The sequence below is a fragment of the Halospina sp. K52047b genome (genome assembly GCF_008709855.1).
Lineage (GTDB): Bacteria > Pseudomonadota > Gammaproteobacteria > Pseudomonadales > Oleiphilaceae > Halospina > Halospina utahensis_B.
The window spans coordinates 212437-228945 of record NZ_VYJH01000003.1 but is presented as its reverse complement, the minus strand read 5'-3'; the positions used below and the strand labels follow the sequence as shown (position 1 = coordinate 228945).

The window sequence follows — 16509 nt, the reverse complement described above, 5'->3', positions numbered from 1 at the left end:
CATGCGAGTCCAACGCCAGATGCTGCTTGCAGTGCTGCTCAGCGTCTTTGCGCTGATGCCTGCCCACGCCCAGGAACAATCCGGTGAACTCTATCAGGCCCTGGGCGAACGCTCCGGCATCGAGACGATCGTGAAGGAACTGCTCGGCCGCATCGCGGATGACGAGCGCATCGCCTTCCAGTTCAAGGGCATCGACGTACGGCGCTTCCACCGCAACCTGAGCGACCAGCTCTGCCAGCTCAGTGGCGGCCCCTGCACCTACAGCGGCGATGACATGCGCTCGGTCCACGCCGGCATGGGCGTGACCGACACCCAGTTCAATGCCCTGGCGGAACAGCTGGTCCGGGCCATGGAAGAGGAAGAAGTGCCCACCTGGGCACAGAACCGGCTGCTGGAGCGGCTGGTGCCGCTGCATGAGGACATCGTGGACGTGCCGGCGGAAGCCGCGCCTACCCGGTAGGCGCGGGCCCCGGCTCTGTCAGACCTTTGCGGACTCGCGCTGGGAGATGCGGTCGTACCAGGCCTGAAGGTTGGTCTGGTCGGCCTGGATACCGATCTTGTTGACCTTGTTGAAGTCGACGGTGCACAGAGCACTGATGTCCGCCGCGGTGAAATGATCTCCCACGATGAACTCGCGCCCTTCCAGGTGCTTGTTCAGGAAGTGCATGAACTTCTCCACACCCTTGCGGCATTCCTCGCCCCATTCCGGGATCGGGGTCATGCGGTCTTTGAAAACACCACTGGTATGCTGGAAACACATGCCAGTGGGCATGAAGAAATAGAGCTCGAGCCAGCGCAGCCACTGCTCAACTTTTGCCTTGTCCAGCGCATCCTTGCCCAGCAGCGGCGGCTGCGGGTGGAGTTCCTCAAAGTAACGGCAGATGGCCATGGTTTCCGAGATACAGGTGCCGTCGTCGAGCTCCAGCACCGGTACCTTCTTCATGGGATTCTTCTGTGCGAATTCGGGCGTGAGGTTCTCGCCCTGCTGAAGATCCATCTCAACAAATTCCGCCTGGTCGAGAATGCCCTTCTCGGCCATGAACATACGCACACGCCTCGGATTGGGCGCCTTTTTCATTTCGTAGATTTTCATCATCGGGTTCCGTAAACAACCATGGTTTTGCCGGAGACCTGTACCAGGCCCTGGTCTTCGAGTGTTTTCAGGACTCGGCCCACCATCTCGCGGGAGCAGCCCACGATGCGGCCGATTTCCTGGCGGGTGATCTTGATCTGCATGCCGTCCGGGTGCGTCATGGCATCCGGCTCCTCGCACAGGTCGAGCAGCGTGCGCGCGACCCGGCCGGTCACGTCGAGGAAGGCCAGATCGCCAACCTTGCGGGTGGTCTGGCGCAGGCGCGACGCCATCTGTTCGCCGATGAAGTACAGGACCTTCGGGTCTTCCTGGGAGATCTCGCGGAACTTGGTGTAGCTGATCTCGGCAACCTCACACTCGGTCTTGGCCTTCACCCAGGCGCTGCGCGAGTCCATGTTGTCGAACAGGCCCATTTCGCCGAAGAAGTCGCCGGCGTTGAGGTAGGCCATGATCATCTCGCGGCCGTCGTCGTCCTCGATGATGACGGTGACAGAGCCCTTGACGATGTAGAACAGTGAGTCGCTCTTATCGCCGGCGTAGATGATGGTGCTCTTTGCCGGGTAACGCCGCCGGTGGCACTGGGACAGGAAGTAGTCCAGGTGCTTGGTCTTGTTGTCGACGGGTCTGGCAATACTGGTCATGATGGCATCCTGATTCTGTTATGGACGTTTCCGTTCTGGCCCCGGCGGGGCATCTCCTTTTGATAGCACCCAGTATAGAACAGCACAAGGGGTTCGTCGTCCGGTGCGATACCCTCAAGATTTAAGGCTGTGGTAGCCTGCTCCTTTCCTGCAGGGAGGCGCAGTCTGGCGGTGTTATCCGGGAATCGCTATGAATCCATCCATGGACGCTGCGCGGTCGCCTGGCACACTGCGCTATCCTGCTCCGTGTGCCAGTCCTGGGTTGCCATCCGTGGCAACCCGTCAGACCTTTCGGCCTGACCCCTGGCGACCGAGCTTCCCGTATAACACCGCCAGACCACACCTCAATCCAACGTTTTGGGAGATCGCCGCTGTTATGGCCATGAACACCACGATTAACTGGACCGGCGCCGCCAGCTTCCGCGCCACCACCGGCTCCGGCCACGACATCCAGCTGGACGGCCCGCCCGACCACGGCGGCGAGAACCAGGGCGCACGCCCCATGGAAATGATGCTCGTCGGCCTCGGCGGCTGCACCTCCTTCGACGTCATGAGCATCCTCCAGAAATCCCGCCAGAACGTCACCGACTGCCGCGCTGAAATCACCGCCGAACGTGCGGATTCGGTTCCCTCCGTTTTCACGAAGATCCATATCCACTTCCACGTGACCGGACAGGATCTGAACGAAAAGCGCGTCGCCCGTGCCATCCAGCTTTCGGCCGAGCAGTACTGCTCGGCTTCGATCATGCTGGAGAAGGCCGGGGTTGAGATCACGCATGACTACACTATTCATGAATAATAGAGACCAAGGGTCTCGAGCCAAAGAAATGAGCTAACGCTACCTGCAGGACTTGGGGTTCAAAGGCTGCGGGATGACTTGGAGGGAAGCTCGGTGGCCAGGGATGGCCACCGCGCAGCCTACATGGATGTACTTGTGGCGATTCCCGGAAAGTTATCCCGCAGCCTTTGAAACCGGCAAAAGCATCCGCATTCTTGTGACAGAGGACAGAATCAGTCCGGGAAATCCCTGAGCAGACCAATGGTGTTCAGCGCAGAGCGACGCAGGCATAATACGCGGCTTTACCAGCACCGTGTGCAAGAGAGTGGAGGGGCATGCCGATGGAACCCAAACTGGAACTTCACGGCTTCAACAACCTGACCAAGTCCCTCAGCTTCAATATCTACGATATCTGCTACGCGCGCACCGAAGAGCAGCGCAAGGCCTACATCGAGTACATCGACGAGATGTACAACGCCGAACGCCTGACCCAGATCCTCACCGACGTAGTGAAGATCATCGGCGCCAACATCCTCAACATCGCCCACCAGGACTACGACCCCCACGGTGCCAGCGTCACCATGCTCATCGCCGAGCACGAGGAAGCCCCCGAAGGCAACATCAGCGAAGCCTCCCCGGGCCCGCTGCCGGAAACCCTGGTCGGCCACCTCGACAAGAGCCACGTCACCGTCCATACCTACCCGGAAAGCCATCCGTACGAGGGTATCAGCACCTTCCGGGCGGACATCGACGTTTCCACCTGCGGCCTCATCTCACCGCTGAAGGCGCTCAACTACCTGATCCACAGCTTCGACTCTGACATCGTCACCGTCGACTACCGCGTACGCGGTTTCACCCGCGACGTAAACGGCAAGAAGCACTACAGCGACCACGAGATGAGCTCCATCCAGGACTACCTCACCGAGGACACCCGCGCCGCGTACCAGATGATGGACGTGAACGTGTACCAGGATAACCTCTTCCACACCAAGATGATCCTGCGCGAGTTCAACCTCGACAACTACGTCTTCGGGGTAAACGCAGCCGACCTGGACAAACAGGAAGCCGACGACATCCACCAACGGCTGCAGAAAGAGATGCTCGAAATCTTCTACTCCCGCAACCTTCCCTGACACCGCCCCAGCCACCGGCTCCAGACAGTATTATCCCAGCTGACCCGGCGCCCGGTCCCGGGCGCCAATGCGGGCACCCACCCTCATACCGTTACATCAGGCAATGTCACTTTTTGCAGTGAAAGACTTTACACAGAGGTATACATTCGTCTACCTTTGTAGACAGATGTATACAGGCAGTGAGGGGAGGTATCCCATGGCCCAGCAACACGGCACCATCGCGACCAAACACACCCAGGTGGCCATCATCGGATCCGGTTTCTCCGGGCTCGGCATGGCCATCCAGCTCAAGGGCGAGGGCCGGCACAGCTTCCGGATCTTCGAGAAGGACGACGGCATCGGCGGCACCTGGCGCCAGAACCACTACCCCGGCTGCGCCTGTGACGTGCAGTCCCACGTCTACTCCTATTCCTTCGAGCCGAACCCGGAATGGACGCGGATGTTCGCGCCCCAGGAGGAGATCCGCCAGTACCTGGAGCACTGCGCCGACAAGTACCGGATCCGCCCCCACATCCACCTGAACACACCGCTGACCGAAGCGAAATGGGACGAATCCCGGGCCCTGTGGCAGCTGAAGGACAACCAGGGGCGCGAGTTCACCGCCAGCGTTCTGGTCTCCGGCATGGGCGCCCTGTCAATCCCGGCCTACCCCAACATCCCGGGCACGGACCGTTTTCAGGGCAAGGCCTTCCACTCCCAGGACTGGGACCACGACTACGACCTCACCGGCAAGCGCGTGGCCGTGATCGGCACCGGCGCCTCCGCCATCCAGTTCGTTCCCGAGGTGCAGAAGGAGGCCGGGCAGCTCTACCTGTTCCAGCGCTCCGCGCCCTGGATCATGCCCAAGCCGGACCGCGAGATCAGCGAGAAAGAGCGTGGCATCTTCCGCCGTCTGCCCATGGTCCAGCAACTGGAGCGCAAGGCGCTGTACTGGATGCTGGAGAGCCGGGTCGTGCCCATGCTCATCAACCCGAAGCTGCTCAAGGCAGCCCGGCATATGGCGAAATCCCATATCCGCCGCCAGATCAGCGACCCGGAGCTGCAGCGCAAGGTCACCCCGGATTACGAGTTCGGCTGCAAGCGGGTCCTGATGTCCAACAACTATTACCCGGCGCTGGACCAGCCCAACGTCGACGTGGTGACCGACGGTATCCAGGAGATCACGGAGACGGGCATCGTGACGACGGATGGCCAGCACCGTGAAATCGACGTGCTCATCTACGGCACTGGCTTCAAGTCCACGGACCCGGTCCCGAAGGGACTGATCAAGGGCCGTAATGGGCAGGACCTGAACGAGCTGTGGCAGGACGGCCCGGAGGCCTACAAGGGCGCCGCCATCTCCGGCTTCCCCAACCTGTTCATGGTCATGGGACCGAACACCGGCCTGGGGCACAACTCCATGGTCTACATGATCGAATCCCAGATCCAGTACGTGATGGATGCCATCCGCACCATGGAAGAGAAGGACATCGACTGGGTCGATGTTAAGCACAGGACGCAGAGGCAGTACAACCAGCGGCTACAGGGCCGCCTGGATGGCTCCATCTGGAATGATGGGGGCTGCACCAGCTGGTATATCCATCCGGAGACGGGCAAGAACGTGGCCCTGTGGCCGGACTTCACCTTCCGCTTCAGCCGCCAGACACGCCAGTTCGACGCCGCCGCCTACCACGCCGGTACTGCCGGGGAGCAGGCCGGCACCGGATTCCACGACCAGGTATCATCAACCAAAGCCAACCTGGAGGAACAGCCCGCATGAAGTCCTTTTCCGGCAAGGTAGCCGCCGTTACCGGCGCAGGGTCCGGCATTGGCCGGGCCCTGGCCTGCGCACTGGCAGCCGAGGGCTGTCACCTCGCACTGAGTGATGTGGACGCGGAGGGCCTGGCTGAAACCGCCCGCCTGTGTGAAAACCGGGGCGTCAACGTGACCAGCGCCACGGTCAATGTGGCCAGACGCCGCGAGGTGGAAGACTGGGCCAAAAACGTGGTCCGCGACCACGGCCAGGTCAACCTGATCTTCAACAACGCCGGCGTGGCCCACGCGGGCTCCGTGGCCGAGTCCAGCTACACGGACTACAGCTGGATCCTGGACATCAACTTCAAGGGCGTGCTCTATGGCACCAAAACCTTCCTGCCCTACCTGAAGGAAGCCCCCGGCGGCGGCCATGTGGTCAACATCTCCAGCATCTTCGGTCTCTTCGCCCAGCCCGGAATGAGCAGCTACAACGCCACCAAATTCGCGGTGCGCGGATTCACTGAATCCCTCCGCCAGGAACTCGACATGGACGGTGGCAGCATCTCCGCCACCTGCGTCCACCCGGGTGGCATCAAGACCAACATCGCCCGCACCGCGCGCATGGACGCGAGCATTTCCGATCTCATGGGCGAGGAAACGGGCACGCTGACGGCCAACTTCGAGAAGCTGTTCCGGACCACTGCGGATGACGCTGCACAGGCTATACTGAAGGCTGTAAAGCGTGACCGCCGCAGGCTACTGATCGGCACAGAGGCGCATGCCGCGGACTGGATGCAGCGACTGCTGCCCGCCGGCTACCAGGGCCTCGTGACCGGTGCGCTGAAGCTCAACCGCCAACGCCAGAGCGCAGCACGGAGAAGCTGATGGAAGCGACCACCTTCAATGCGATACTGGACTCCCTCCAGGAGGTAAGTGACTCCTACCTGAAGGCACCCTCGGCCCAGCCGGACCGTGCAACGCTGGATCGCTGGCAACCAGCGACCAGCGCCTGGCAGAAGCTTCAGGCCATCAGTGGCTGGATTCCCGGCATCCAGGCGGAAAGCATCGAGATCGACGGACACCGCATCCAGCATTGGCGCATCGGCTCGGGGCACGGAACGCCGGTGGTTCTGCTCCATGGTTTCGGCGCCAGCAAGGAGAACTGGGCCAGCCTGATTCCGGCCATCCGACGCCGCAGTATGACGCTCTACCTGCCGGATCTGCCCGGGTTCGGCCAGAGCGACTACCGCGCGGACGCCCGCTACACCTACGAGGTCCAGGCCCGGCGCATGGCGGAATGGGCCAGGCATCTGACCCTGCCCCCGGCGTTCTGGATCGGCTCCTCCATGGGCGGTGCTGTCAGTGCCACCCTGGCCGCGAACCACCCCGAACACGTCGCCGGCCTGGTCCTGATGAATGCCGCTGGAATGGGCAGTGCCCGCCACAGCCCCATGGAAAGCCAGCTCATCGAGGGACGGAACCCGCTGATCCCCGGTAACGCGGACGAAACCCGCACTCTCTTCCGCTACGCCACCTGGCGGGGTCGCGGGGTCTTCAGCCGTGTCATGCCCCTGGCGATGGGGCCGGAAATGCGCCACCGGCGCCCGGTCAACCAGCACCTGTTCATGGACATGATGCAGCCCCGCGAGCGCATCCCGGAGCTTCTGGAGCGGGTCCAGGCGCCGGCACAGGTGATCTGGGGCGAACGGGACCAGGTCCTGGACGTTTCCTGCGCCCACCACTACGGCGCACTGCTGCCCAATGCGGAAGTGACGGTGCTTCGGGGTATCGGCCACCTTCCGATGCTGGAAGCGCCAGTACAGACAGGCCGGCTGGTCCGCCGCTTTCTGCGCGACCACGGCTGAACACGGGCGCTACCAGGCGTAGCGCTTGTGTTCCATCAACTCCAGTATCCGTGGCCTGAGGATCAGATCGATGGCGAGGGGCAGCTTGGGCCCCGGAATCACGATCGTGTCCTGGCGTGACATGAAGCTCCCCGGAATCATCTGCAGAAGCCGCTGAAAATCCACATCCGCGTAGTGGCGGAAATGGACCACGATCATGCTCTCATCCGCGGACGGCACCTCCCGCACCACGAAGGGGTTCGAGGTGTCCACCGTGGGAACACGCTGGAAATTGATGTGGGTATTGGAGAACTGCGGCACGATGTCCTGGACGTAGTCGTCCATGCGGTTGATGATCGTCTCCACCACCTCATCCTGGCTGTAGCCCCTGTGGTGGGTATCCCGGTGAATCTTCTGGATCCATTCAAGATTGACGATGGGCACCACCCCGATCAGGAGATCCACATGGCCGGCCACGTCGTGCTGCTCCGTCTGCACGCCGCCGTGCAGCCCCTCATAGAACAGCAGGTCGCAATCCGCCGGCAGGTTCTGCCAGGGCGTGAAACTGCCCGGTTCATGACCCTCGGCGATCAGCTCGCGGTCGTCATCGTGCACGTATTCCCGGTACTGCCCGGTGCCGGTACTGGCAAAATCCTGGAACAGGGCTTCCAGCTTATCGATGTGGTTGGCTTCAAGACTGAAGTGGTTGAAGTCACCATAGTCGCCGCGCTCGGCAACCAGCGCCATCTCCTCCCGGGTATAGCGGTGAAAGCTGTCCCCGCTGACTGTGGCCGCATGCAGGCCCTCACTGACAAACAGCTTTCTGAAGGCACGCCCGGTAGTGGTGGTGCCGGCACCGGAGGATCCGGTGACCGCGATGATCGGGTACTGGCTGGACATGATCGAATGGCCCGCTCTGCACTGGGGATCCCTGTTTCGGGAATCCGCTATGGTGCATGGGGGACCGTCGACTGGCAAGCCTCAATGATGCAGCAGCCGTGGCCGGGCGATGGCACTGCCCTGAGCATAGTCCACACCGAGCTCGCGCAGCCGCTCAATCCGTTGCGAACGGCTGACCCCGGAAACAACCACTTCCGCTCCCAGCTGGTGGGCCGCCGTCACCACCGCCCTAAGCCTGGGCTCCCTGCCAACTTCATTCTCCTCCTGGGATCTGGCACGCACACGAATCAGATCCACAGGCAGCCGCCTGACCAGGTACGCCAGCCCAGCATCGGTTTCATCCGCATCCAGACAGATGCGACAGCCCAGCTCCCGCACCTCGCGCATGAACAGCGCCACGGTATCCGGATCCGCGAGAGCGTCCGCGTCCGAGATGCAGAACCAGAGGCGGTGCACGGGGCAGGGCTGGATCCGGAAAACCTCGTGGATGAATCGCACCAGCCCGGGCTCCGTGAGCGTGTAGCCCAGCACCGGGATACAGATGCCCGGATCGGCTTCCGGCAGCGTCTGCATCGGGCGTGACAGGCAGTCCAGTACCGCCTGCATCAGCCACTCATCCAGATTCCGGGCACCGGCGAAGCGCTCCGCCAGGGGAATCAGCTCCCGCGCCATCATCAGGTTGCCATGCTCATCCGGAAGGGTCATCAGCAGCTCGTACTGCGCTGCCATACGGGTTGCCCCGTGAAGTGGGATGATCCGTTGGGCCTGAAGCATGAGTTCCTCCTGCCGCAGCCGACCATTGCCCGCCAGCCGATCCACCAGGCGGCGTATATAGCGGCTGCGTTCGGCGGGGACACTGGCAAAACGGAAGGCGGGCGGGTACTCGAACGGCGCCGTCCTGGCGGCTTCCTCCGCCAGGTCGTACCAGCGGGATGCCGTCACGATGGCTGGATCACCCACGGCCACGCCAGCGCAGACGTGATTGCCGCCATCCGCGACCAGTGCATTGCACCGCTGCATCAGCAGGACCAACCAGGACTCAAGGTTCGCCCGCTGGCACCGGAACGCCATCCGGCGAACGCCAACCTGCCCGACCATACCGCCCTTCCCGAGCTCCCGACGCACTTCCCCCGCCAGGGCTGCCGCATCAGCACTGCGATCCCATGACAGCACCACCAGTGCCTGCTCACGGTCCAATGGCGCGGCGTGCAGGACACGCTCCAGCCATCCCAGGAAGGTCTCACGATCCGCGAGTCCGGTCTCGGGATCCAGCGTATGCTCACGGATCCGGCGTTCATAGAGCTGTTCCAGAAGCCGCCCCAACGCCTCTTCCACGAGAGACTGCTCCTGGCGTTTGACCGGGATAAGCGCGCCCTCAGCCACCTGATGGGCAAGCTCAACCAGACTGAGGTCATACTGTTTGCGCCCCGAGGGCGTTACCAGCACAAACCGGCGGCGCCGGGCATTGGTCCAGGCCAGGCGCACCGGCGGCTGCCCATGGTGTCCGTCCATGAACCAGCTGCCGAGAGGCATTCCTTCGAGCCCGGGACGCCACAGCTTCAGCCACTCATCATCCGCTGACTCGTCCGCATCCTGCGCGAACCCCTCGCTCAGACGTACCAACTGCTGAACGCCCGCTTCCCGTAGACAGGCGTTGAGCATGGCACGAGCTGAATCACAGTCGCCCTGAACACCACAGATGGCCTCAAGCTGCGCACTGACATCGTGGCCGCTGCACTCACCCGGATGCCGATGATACGCCAGCAAAGCATCCAGTAGCGCCAGCGCCTTCCGCCATAGGGTACTGGACTCCCCTTCATGGAGATGCAGAAGCACCAGACGGTTGCGCCAGTCATTCTCGACAAACCGCAATACCGACAGAGGAATCGGTCCTCCCAGAAGACGGGCATCCAGCGCACTGTCGGTGGCTGCCTCTGCTTCCCGCAGGCGCTCGCTGCCCGCCACCGCCTTGGTCACCCGGCGCAGATTGCGCTGGTGCGCCTCATCGCGCTGCTGGAGCTCCGCGCTGAGAATCCCGGCCGCCTCGGCCAGGGCCTCCTCATCGGCCCCCTCCGGAGAACGCAGCGTTCGGAGCAACGCATCAGGCCAGGGGCCCGGACTCTCATAATCCGCGGTTTCGAGGTCGCCGATCCGGTTGAGCAGCTTCCGCAGGGGGTGGTCCTTGAGAGCCAATGCCTCGGGGTTCCTCGCCAGATTCCGTTCGACCACCGGCGTCAGCCAGTCGAGCAGCGTCCGGCCGCGCCCGGTCATACGGGGGCTCTCGCCCATTGTCCGGATGAGGTCCGGAACCAGCTCTCCCGGAAAGACGCCGGAGCCTGACTCGCTGTCCCCGTAAAGACGGGCAATGGCCTCATGCATGGCAACCCCGCCCAGAGGCTCCTGGCGCATGGCTTCAGGCTCAATCAACGAGGGTACCGGTGGGATCGCAGCCTGCCGGACTGCCGCCTCCGCCTGGCGCCCACGGGCGCTGGCGGACGGGGCCCGGCTTGGGACCACACCCGGAGCCTGATGGGGCTTGGAGGGAGCAAGCCCGGACTGGGCCAGCAACATCTCGAAACCCTGAAGGGCATCGTCGGCGAAGTGGATTACCAGGAACCCGGGCCCCGAACGGACCACGTACCCACGGATCGTCTGCCAGCGGTCCAGAGTCCCGTGATGGAACTGGAGTCGGATACAGTCCCCCCCTGACTCCAGCCAGCTCCGGACCGCAGGTTCGCGCGAGGCGGGGTAGCGTATCGAAACCGCTTCCGAGGAGAAATCGGTCACCTGACAGAGCCAGGAGAGCCCCTGGGGCGTCACGGCCCTTACAGCGAGGCGGATATTGTGCCGGCGCGTATCGCGTCGATCAGCGTTACGGCTGAGCAGTCCTGCGTTTCCCCTTTCCATGAGGTTGTTCCCTGCATTTCCGATAACGGCAGCAGCCTACGGTGATACCACATGGAGAGACCATTACGGGTTTCCGTATCGCGGTAATCCGCAGGTCAGAGTTGCTTCACGAAAATCCGGGAATTGCGACCTGTGTCATAGCCTCGGCGTTTTTCCGGTGGCAGGGCATCCGCGCCAACCAGTTCAAAGCCGCGCTCCGCAAACCAGTGTGAGGTCTGCGTGGTCAGGACGAACAGCTCGCCCAGCCCTTCCGCCCGAGCGTGGCGTTCGGCCATGGCCAGCAGACGGTCGCCGCGTCCTCCCCCCTGGTAGTCCGGGCTCACGGCAAAGCACGCCAGCTCCATCATGGCACTGGATGGATAGGGGTAGAGGGCAGCGCAGCCAACCACCCGGCCGTCGCGCTCGTCCACCAGGAAACGGTCAACCTCGGTCTCGATCAGATCCCGGGGGCGGCTGACGAGAATGCCCCTGGCCTCCAGCGGCTGAATCAGTTCCTGGATGCCACTGATGTCCTCCGGCGTTGCGAAGCGGATGTGCTCGTAGTCGTCGTCGGTCACCAGGGTACCGAGACCATCAAGGGTGAACAGTTCCTCCAGCAGTGCGCCTTCACGCCCATAGCTGATGATGTGCGCACGGCGGACATTGCGGTCGCAGGCATTAGCCGCGGCATCGAGCCCGGCCGCGTCGTCCTCGCCCAGATGGCCTTCGCTGAGCAGCTCCCGGGCACGGGCAACGCTGATTTCCCGCATGAGCTCACCGCTGGCATCCGGGATGCCACTACGACCACTGAACAGGATGAGCTTATCCGCCTCCAGTGCCGCCGCGGCTTCCCCGGCCACCTCCTCGTGGGAGAGATTGAAGGCATCACCGGTGGCGGAGTAGCCCAGCGGCGGCAGCAGGACCACCTGCCCCAGCGACAGCTGCTCACGGATACTGGTGGCGTCCACCCGGCGTACCCGCCCGGTGTAGCCGTGATCCACGCCCCCGATCACGCCGATGGGACGGGCAGTCAGCCAGTTGCCGCTGGCCACCCGGATCTGGGCCCCATGCATGGGCGAATTGGCCACTCCCATGGAAAGGTGGCTTTCCAGCAGCGCCCGAACCCGACCAACCGCCTCAAGTACCAGCGGCAGCTGGGTTTCCGTGGTCACCCGCAGCCGCCCCTGGTAACCGGAGGTCTCACCCGCCTCATCCAGGCGCTCGCGGATCTGCGGCCGCGCCCCGAAAGCTACCACCAGCCGCACCCCCAGACTCGCCAGCAGGGCGATGTCATGGATGATGGTGGTCAGGTTCGGATGCGCCAGCGCGTCACCGCCCAGGGTGATGACAACCACCCGGCCGCGATGGGCATTGATGTACGGCGCGGAATGGCGGAACCAGTACAGCCAGTCTTGGTCACTCACCCCGGATCTCCTCCCTTGGCGCAGCATTGTTCGATCAAGCCGGTCAGTATAGTCACCATGGGCTCGATCTGGGAGAGGGCCAGGAATTCATCCGGCTGGTGGGCCTGGTCAATGGAGCCCGGCCCCAGCACCAGGGTCTCCATGCCCAGCTGCTGCAGAAAGGGCGCTTCGGTGGCGAAGGCGACGCCTTCCGCCGCATGCCCTGTGAGCCGCTCACAGATTCCCACCAGCCGGGCGGTTTCCGGTTCCTCAAACGGAGGGACCCCGTCAAACAGGGGTTCAAACGTGCAGCTGAGGCCCCGCTGCTCTGCCACCGGCCCCACCCGCTCCAGGATGCCCCGACGGAGCGCCTGGGGATCCATCCCCGGCAGCGGGCGCAGGTCAAAGTGAAGCTCGCATTCCGCACAGATACGGTTGGGGTTGTCGCCACCATGGATATGGCCGGGATTCAGGGTCGGGTAGTCCACCCGGAATCCGGGATGGCGATGATTCCTCTGCAGCTCATCCCGGTACGCCAGAATGCGCGTGAGTGCCTCATTCATCCCTTCCAGGGCATTGCGCCCCAGCGCGGGGTTGGAGGAGTGGCCGGACTGCCCCCGGAACACGAGCCGTTCCATCATGATGCCCTTGTGCATGCGCACCGGCCGCAGTTCCGTGGGCTCGCCGATCACCGCATGCCGTGCCTTCGGGCGACCGGCTTCAATCAGTGCCCGGGCCCCGCCCATGGCACTCTCCTCGTCCGCCGTGGCCAGGATCACCAGCGGTTCCGCCAGGTCCTGCCCGCGCGTGCGCCAGGCCGCCTCCAGCGCCAGGGCGAAGAAGCCCTTCATGTCGCAGGTACCGAGGCCGTACCAGCGGTCATCACGCTCGGTAAGCGCGAAGGGATCACTCTGCCACCTCTGGTCATCGAAGGGCACAGTGTCCGTATGGCCGGAGAGCACCAGTCCGCCCGGCCCTTCACCTCGTGTGGCGATCAGGTTGAACTTGCCCGGCGCTCCCGGCACGGGCATGGTCTCCACCCGGAAATCCAGCTCCCCCAGCCACTGGGCCAGGCGGGTGATCACCGCTTCATTGCTGCGGTCCCACTCCGGGCTCACACTGCTGATCGAGGGCATGGCAACCAACTCGCCAAGCATTCCCCGGATATCCGGAATCGGCCGCTGCATATCAGTTCTCCCGTGAGTCGGATGCCGACGGAATCGGCTGCATCTTCCCGAGATCCGGGTTCAGGAAGTCCTCCAGCCCCGGTCCGCTGTCGCCATCGGATATCGGCCGGCCCATGTCATCGGCACGCCGCCACACCTCAAACCGCTCGACGTCTGTTACCGGGAAGGGCGCCACCACGGAGCCGCCCTCCAGGGTCCGCCGTATATGCAGCTGCTCCTCCTCCAGGGCCACGAGCTGCCCTTCCACCTTCCGACCCGAGCTCAGCCTGAGGCGTACACGGCGGTCGATCCAGGCACCGGCTCGCTCCGTATCGGACTCGCGGAAGGCCGGCTCCGGGGCGGGCTCATCCATCTGCACCAATGGGGCGCGCTCCGTCTCCTCCGGCGGGTCGCTGGGTTCACTCAGGCTGAACCCGATGTCGTCCAGCTCGCGGCCGTTATGGACAACCTGCAGCCCCGTTGTCTCACGCCACTGCGCCGCCGAGACTCCGTTCCCGGGCCAGCCCTCGCCAGCCAGCGCCCAAGTGAAAGCCAGCTCGCCTCCCTCAAGGAGCCATTGCCGGTAGAGTTCGGTAGTGGCCTCGGTTGGCGCCAGGCCCTGACCGGTCATGGCCTGGTTCCAGTGACTGGAGGCGCGGCTGACCCATTCCCCGACCGGTTCATCCTCCGCTGCCGCACAGAAGGAGGACAGGCGCCGCATCAGCCCGGCATCCCGGACGACCAGTTCCGCCTTCCGCGGGAAGGCTGGGACACCACTCCCGCCCGAGACCACCGGCACCTTGAGGTCGTCCGCCTGCCAGAGCAGGGAAAGACTTCCAAGACGACCGGCATCCATTTCCGCCCGGTAGCGGTATTCGCCGGAACCATTCCCCGTGTCCTGGAGCTCGATGTCACCGCTGATCCGGTCCACACCCATGCGCAGCAGATCCGCGGGCGTCAGCGCCGGCTGCTCACCGCAGCCGTGGAAGTGCAGGGGGTGGTGCTTCAGCGAAAGCGCCCGACGACTGCGGGCCCAGGGCCGGAAAAGGTCCGGCTCGACCACCAGCTCCATGTCATCCACACGCAACTGCCACCGGGAAGGCTGCTCGCCCCCCAGAAGCCAGGCCGGCAGTGCCAGCATCCCGGGTGTTTCCAGAGTCACCTGTTTGACGCGTACCGGCCGGGTGATGTCGAACCAGTGCCACCGCACTCCCTGGAGCGTCACGCGGCCATCCCAGGTTGGGCGGACCGCGTCCCAGTGGAGGTTGCCCCAGGGGCTGACAGCATCCTCCAGTTCCGAAGCGGCTGTCCGTGCACCGTACCAGAGCGTCGTGTACCAGGCGCCTGCGGCCAGGAACAGCAGAATCACAAGGGCGCCGAAGATTCGTTTCATGGTCGACCATCCGGGGTCATGGCGTGGCAGAACGTGCTGATCATCGTATCGTACCTGATCAATTGGCGATAATGCGGCAACCGTCGCACAAACCGGCCCTCTGCTGAGGCAAAAATTATGGAATTCACTATAGTAGGGGCAGGAGACAGATGATAACTGTCACCGATGATCAGGAGGCGCCATGAACGCGCACCAACACCCGGGCCGGACGTTCATCCGGCATCCCATCGACATGCCGATTGACGTGAAGCCACGTGAAGGCGAGCACTACCTTGAGGAGCTGCGCAACCTCAGCCTCGGTGGGGTTGCGTTCTCCTCAAAGCAGCCATGGCGCGGGGGCACGCCGATACGCATTACCATCAGCTGCTGCACACCCGCCGCCAGCATGGATGGCCATGTCGCCTGGTGCGAAGCCTGTGGTGATCACTATGAGGTGGGTGTCGCATTCGAGGACAGCGCGGACGCCTACCGGATGCGGCTGGTGGAGCAGGCCTGCCATATCCAGCAGTACCGGCTGGATCAGGTGGTCCATAACGCGCGTTACCTGACCCTGGACGAAGCCGCCGCGGAATGGATCCAGCAGTACGCCCCCTACTTCGCCCCACTGGAGAAGGGAACCTTCAGGTCCGCGTGATCAGGGTGCCGACGCCCTCGTCCGTGAAGATCTCCAGCAGCGTGGCGTGCGCCACACGCCCATCGATGATGTGGGCGGAGGTCACCCCGCCTTTGACGGCATCCAGCGCACACTGGATCTTGGGAAGCATACCGCCCTGGATGGTGCCGTCCGCGATCAGCTCGTCCACCCGTTCGGCGGTGAGCCCGGTCAGCACATTGCCCTCTCTGTCCTGAAGCCCTGCCACATTAGTCAGGAGAATGAGCTTCTCCGCCTGCAGCGCCTCGGCCACGTGACCGGCCACGGAGTCGGCGTTGATGTTGTAGGCCTTGCCGTCATCACCCACGCCAATGGGCGCGATCACCGGAATCACGTCACTGGCGGTGAGCATGTTGATGACCTCGGTGTTCACGGACACCACCTCGCCCACATGCCCGATGTCGACGATCTCCGAGCGGGTGACCTCCGGGGAGGGGTCCCGGACTTCCAGCTGCCGTGCCCGGATCAGGCTGGCGTCCTTGCCGGTCAGGCCGATCGCACGCCCACCGTGCTGGTTCATCAGTGACACGATCTCCTTGTTCACCCGGCCCCCCAGCACCATTTCGACCACATCCATGGTCTCGCTGTCGGTCACGCGCATGCCGTTGATGAACTCGGAATGGATCTCCAGACGCTCCAGCAGCTCCCCGATCTGGGGACCACCGCCGTGGACGATGATGGGATTCATGCCCACCAGCTTCATCAGGACGATGTCCCGCGCGAAGCTGTTCTTGAGCTCTTCGTTCTCCATGGCATTGCCACCATACTTGATGACGATGGTCCTGCCGGTGAAGCGCTGGATGTAGGGCAGGCCCTTGCTGAGTACCGAGGCCACCTGCATGGCTGTGTCACGATCCATGGTCATGGAATGCTCTGTCTCCTGAAT

At 63.5% G+C, this 16509-nt stretch carries 15 protein-coding genes; 7 read left to right on the top strand and 8 right to left on the bottom strand.

Going from position 1 to position 16509, the window contains the following annotated elements; all coding sequences use genetic code 11:
- Window position 1 precedes the first annotated feature (1 nt).
- On the top strand, window positions 2-460 hold the full coding sequence (locus F3089_RS05695) for a group I truncated hemoglobin (RefSeq protein ID WP_225741685.1): 459 nt from the start codon (window positions 2-4) through the stop codon (window positions 458-460).
- A gap of 18 nt (window positions 461-478) precedes the next feature.
- Here the strand turns inward: F3089_RS05695 and F3089_RS05690 are convergent, their stop codons facing one another.
- Together F3089_RS05690 and crp are read right to left on the bottom strand one after the other, a co-directional pair.
- Entirely contained in the window at window positions 479-1093 is a 615-nt protein-coding gene (locus tag F3089_RS05690; RefSeq protein WP_151439862.1) for a glutathione S-transferase family protein, read from the bottom strand.
- A complete protein-coding gene (crp, locus tag F3089_RS05685) occupies window positions 1093-1734 on the bottom strand; it encodes a cAMP-activated global transcriptional regulator CRP (RefSeq protein WP_095615851.1) in 642 nt (213 codons plus the stop codon). Before crp ends, F3089_RS05690 begins: the two co-directional genes overlap by 1 nt.
- A 382-nt stretch (window positions 1735-2116) precedes the next feature.
- Between crp and F3089_RS05680 the strand changes: the two genes are divergently transcribed.
- From F3089_RS05680 to F3089_RS05660, 5 genes are all read left to right on the top strand, one after another.
- A complete protein-coding gene (locus tag F3089_RS05680) occupies window positions 2117-2533 on the top strand; it encodes an OsmC family protein (protein ID WP_151440039.1) in 417 nt (138 codons plus the stop codon).
- 320 nt (window positions 2534-2853) lie between these two features.
- Window positions 2854-3645 (top strand): adenosylmethionine decarboxylase, encoded by a 792-nt coding sequence (gene speD, locus F3089_RS05675; protein ID WP_151439861.1) that lies wholly within the window; start codon window positions 2854-2856, stop codon window positions 3643-3645.
- Between the two features lie 196 nt (window positions 3646-3841).
- A complete protein-coding gene (locus F3089_RS05670; RefSeq protein WP_151439860.1) occupies window positions 3842-5404 on the top strand; it encodes a flavin-containing monooxygenase in 1563 nt (520 codons plus the stop codon).
- Window positions 5401-6264: an SDR family NAD(P)-dependent oxidoreductase gene (locus F3089_RS05665; protein WP_151439859.1), complete on the top strand. Its 864-nt coding sequence runs from the start codon at window positions 5401-5403 to the stop codon at window positions 6262-6264. The genes F3089_RS05670 and F3089_RS05665 overlap by 4 nt, the downstream gene beginning before the upstream one ends.
- Window positions 6264-7244: an alpha/beta fold hydrolase gene (locus F3089_RS05660; protein WP_151439858.1), complete on the top strand. Its 981-nt coding sequence runs from the start codon at window positions 6264-6266 to the stop codon at window positions 7242-7244. The genes F3089_RS05665 and F3089_RS05660 overlap by 1 nt, the downstream gene beginning before the upstream one ends.
- A gap of 9 nt (window positions 7245-7253) precedes the next feature.
- Here F3089_RS05660 and F3089_RS05655 read toward each other — a convergent pair whose 3' ends face one another.
- The 5 genes from F3089_RS05655 to F3089_RS05635 form a co-directional block, all read right to left on the bottom strand.
- Complete coding sequence (locus F3089_RS05655; RefSeq protein ID WP_151439857.1) at window positions 7254-8123, bottom strand: phosphoribulokinase; 870 nt, start codon at window positions 8121-8123, stop codon at window positions 7254-7256.
- Window positions 8124-8204: 81 nt separating this feature from the next.
- Window positions 8205-11030 (bottom strand): EAL domain-containing protein, encoded by a 2826-nt coding sequence (locus F3089_RS05650; RefSeq protein ID WP_151439856.1) that lies wholly within the window; start codon window positions 11028-11030, stop codon window positions 8205-8207.
- Between the two features lie 95 nt (window positions 11031-11125).
- Window positions 11126-12433, bottom strand: a complete 1308-nt coding sequence (argA, locus tag F3089_RS05645; RefSeq protein ID WP_151439855.1) for an amino-acid N-acetyltransferase — start codon at window positions 12431-12433, stop codon at window positions 11126-11128.
- Entirely contained in the window at window positions 12430-13599 is a 1170-nt protein-coding gene (gene argE, locus F3089_RS05640) for an acetylornithine deacetylase (RefSeq protein ID WP_151439854.1), read from the bottom strand. The genes argA and argE overlap by 4 nt, the downstream gene beginning before the upstream one ends.
- 1 nt (window position 13600) lies before the next feature.
- On the bottom strand, window positions 13601-14971 hold the full coding sequence (locus F3089_RS05635; protein WP_151439853.1) for an LSm family protein: 1371 nt from the start codon (window positions 14969-14971) through the stop codon (window positions 13601-13603).
- A gap of 181 nt (window positions 14972-15152) precedes the next feature.
- On the opposite strand from F3089_RS05635, the gene F3089_RS05630 reads away from it, so the two are divergent.
- On the top strand, window positions 15153-15605 hold the full coding sequence (locus F3089_RS05630; RefSeq protein WP_151439852.1) for a PilZ domain-containing protein: 453 nt from the start codon (window positions 15153-15155) through the stop codon (window positions 15603-15605).
- Here F3089_RS05630 and argB read toward each other — a convergent pair.
- Window positions 15592-16488: an acetylglutamate kinase gene (gene argB / locus F3089_RS05625; protein WP_151439851.1), complete on the bottom strand. Its 897-nt coding sequence runs from the start codon at window positions 16486-16488 to the stop codon at window positions 15592-15594. The two genes, F3089_RS05630 and argB, sit on opposite strands and share 14 nt — an antisense overlap.
- Between the last annotated feature and the right edge of the window lie 21 nt (window positions 16489-16509).

Excerpts from the sequence above, each read along its gene's own strand:
- F3089_RS05695 (WP_225741685.1), top strand. The coding sequence starts at position 2 with ATGCGAGTCCAACGCCAGATGCTGCTTGCAGTGCTGCTCAGCGTCTTT.
- F3089_RS05690 (WP_151439862.1), bottom strand. The coding sequence starts at position 1,093 with ATGAAAATCTACGAAATGAAAAAGGCGCCCAATCCGAGGCGTGTGCGT.
- crp (WP_095615851.1), bottom strand. The coding sequence starts at position 1,734 with ATGACCAGTATTGCCAGACCCGTCGACAACAAGACCAAGCACCTGGAC.
- F3089_RS05680 (WP_151440039.1), top strand. The coding sequence starts at position 2,117 with ATGAACACCACGATTAACTGGACCGGCGCCGCCAGCTTCCGCGCCACC.
- speD (WP_151439861.1), top strand. The coding sequence starts at position 2,854 with ATGGAACCCAAACTGGAACTTCACGGCTTCAACAACCTGACCAAGTCC.
- F3089_RS05670 (WP_151439860.1), top strand. The coding sequence starts at position 3,842 with ATGGCCCAGCAACACGGCACCATCGCGACCAAACACACCCAGGTGGCC.
- F3089_RS05665 (WP_151439859.1), top strand. The coding sequence starts at position 5,401 with ATGAAGTCCTTTTCCGGCAAGGTAGCCGCCGTTACCGGCGCAGGGTCC.
- F3089_RS05660 (WP_151439858.1), top strand. The coding sequence starts at position 6,264 with ATGGAAGCGACCACCTTCAATGCGATACTGGACTCCCTCCAGGAGGTA.
- F3089_RS05655 (WP_151439857.1), bottom strand. The coding sequence starts at position 8,123 with ATGTCCAGCCAGTACCCGATCATCGCGGTCACCGGATCCTCCGGTGCC.
- F3089_RS05650 (WP_151439856.1), bottom strand. The coding sequence starts at position 11,030 with ATGGAAAGGGGAAACGCAGGACTGCTCAGCCGTAACGCTGATCGACGC.
- argE (WP_151439854.1), bottom strand. The coding sequence starts at position 13,599 with ATGCAGCGGCCGATTCCGGATATCCGGGGAATGCTTGGCGAGTTGGTT.
- F3089_RS05635 (WP_151439853.1), bottom strand. The coding sequence starts at position 14,971 with ATGAAACGAATCTTCGGCGCCCTTGTGATTCTGCTGTTCCTGGCCGCA.
- F3089_RS05630 (WP_151439852.1), top strand. The coding sequence starts at position 15,153 with ATGAACGCGCACCAACACCCGGGCCGGACGTTCATCCGGCATCCCATC.
- argB (WP_151439851.1), bottom strand. The coding sequence starts at position 16,488 with ATGACCATGGATCGTGACACAGCCATGCAGGTGGCCTCGGTACTCAGC.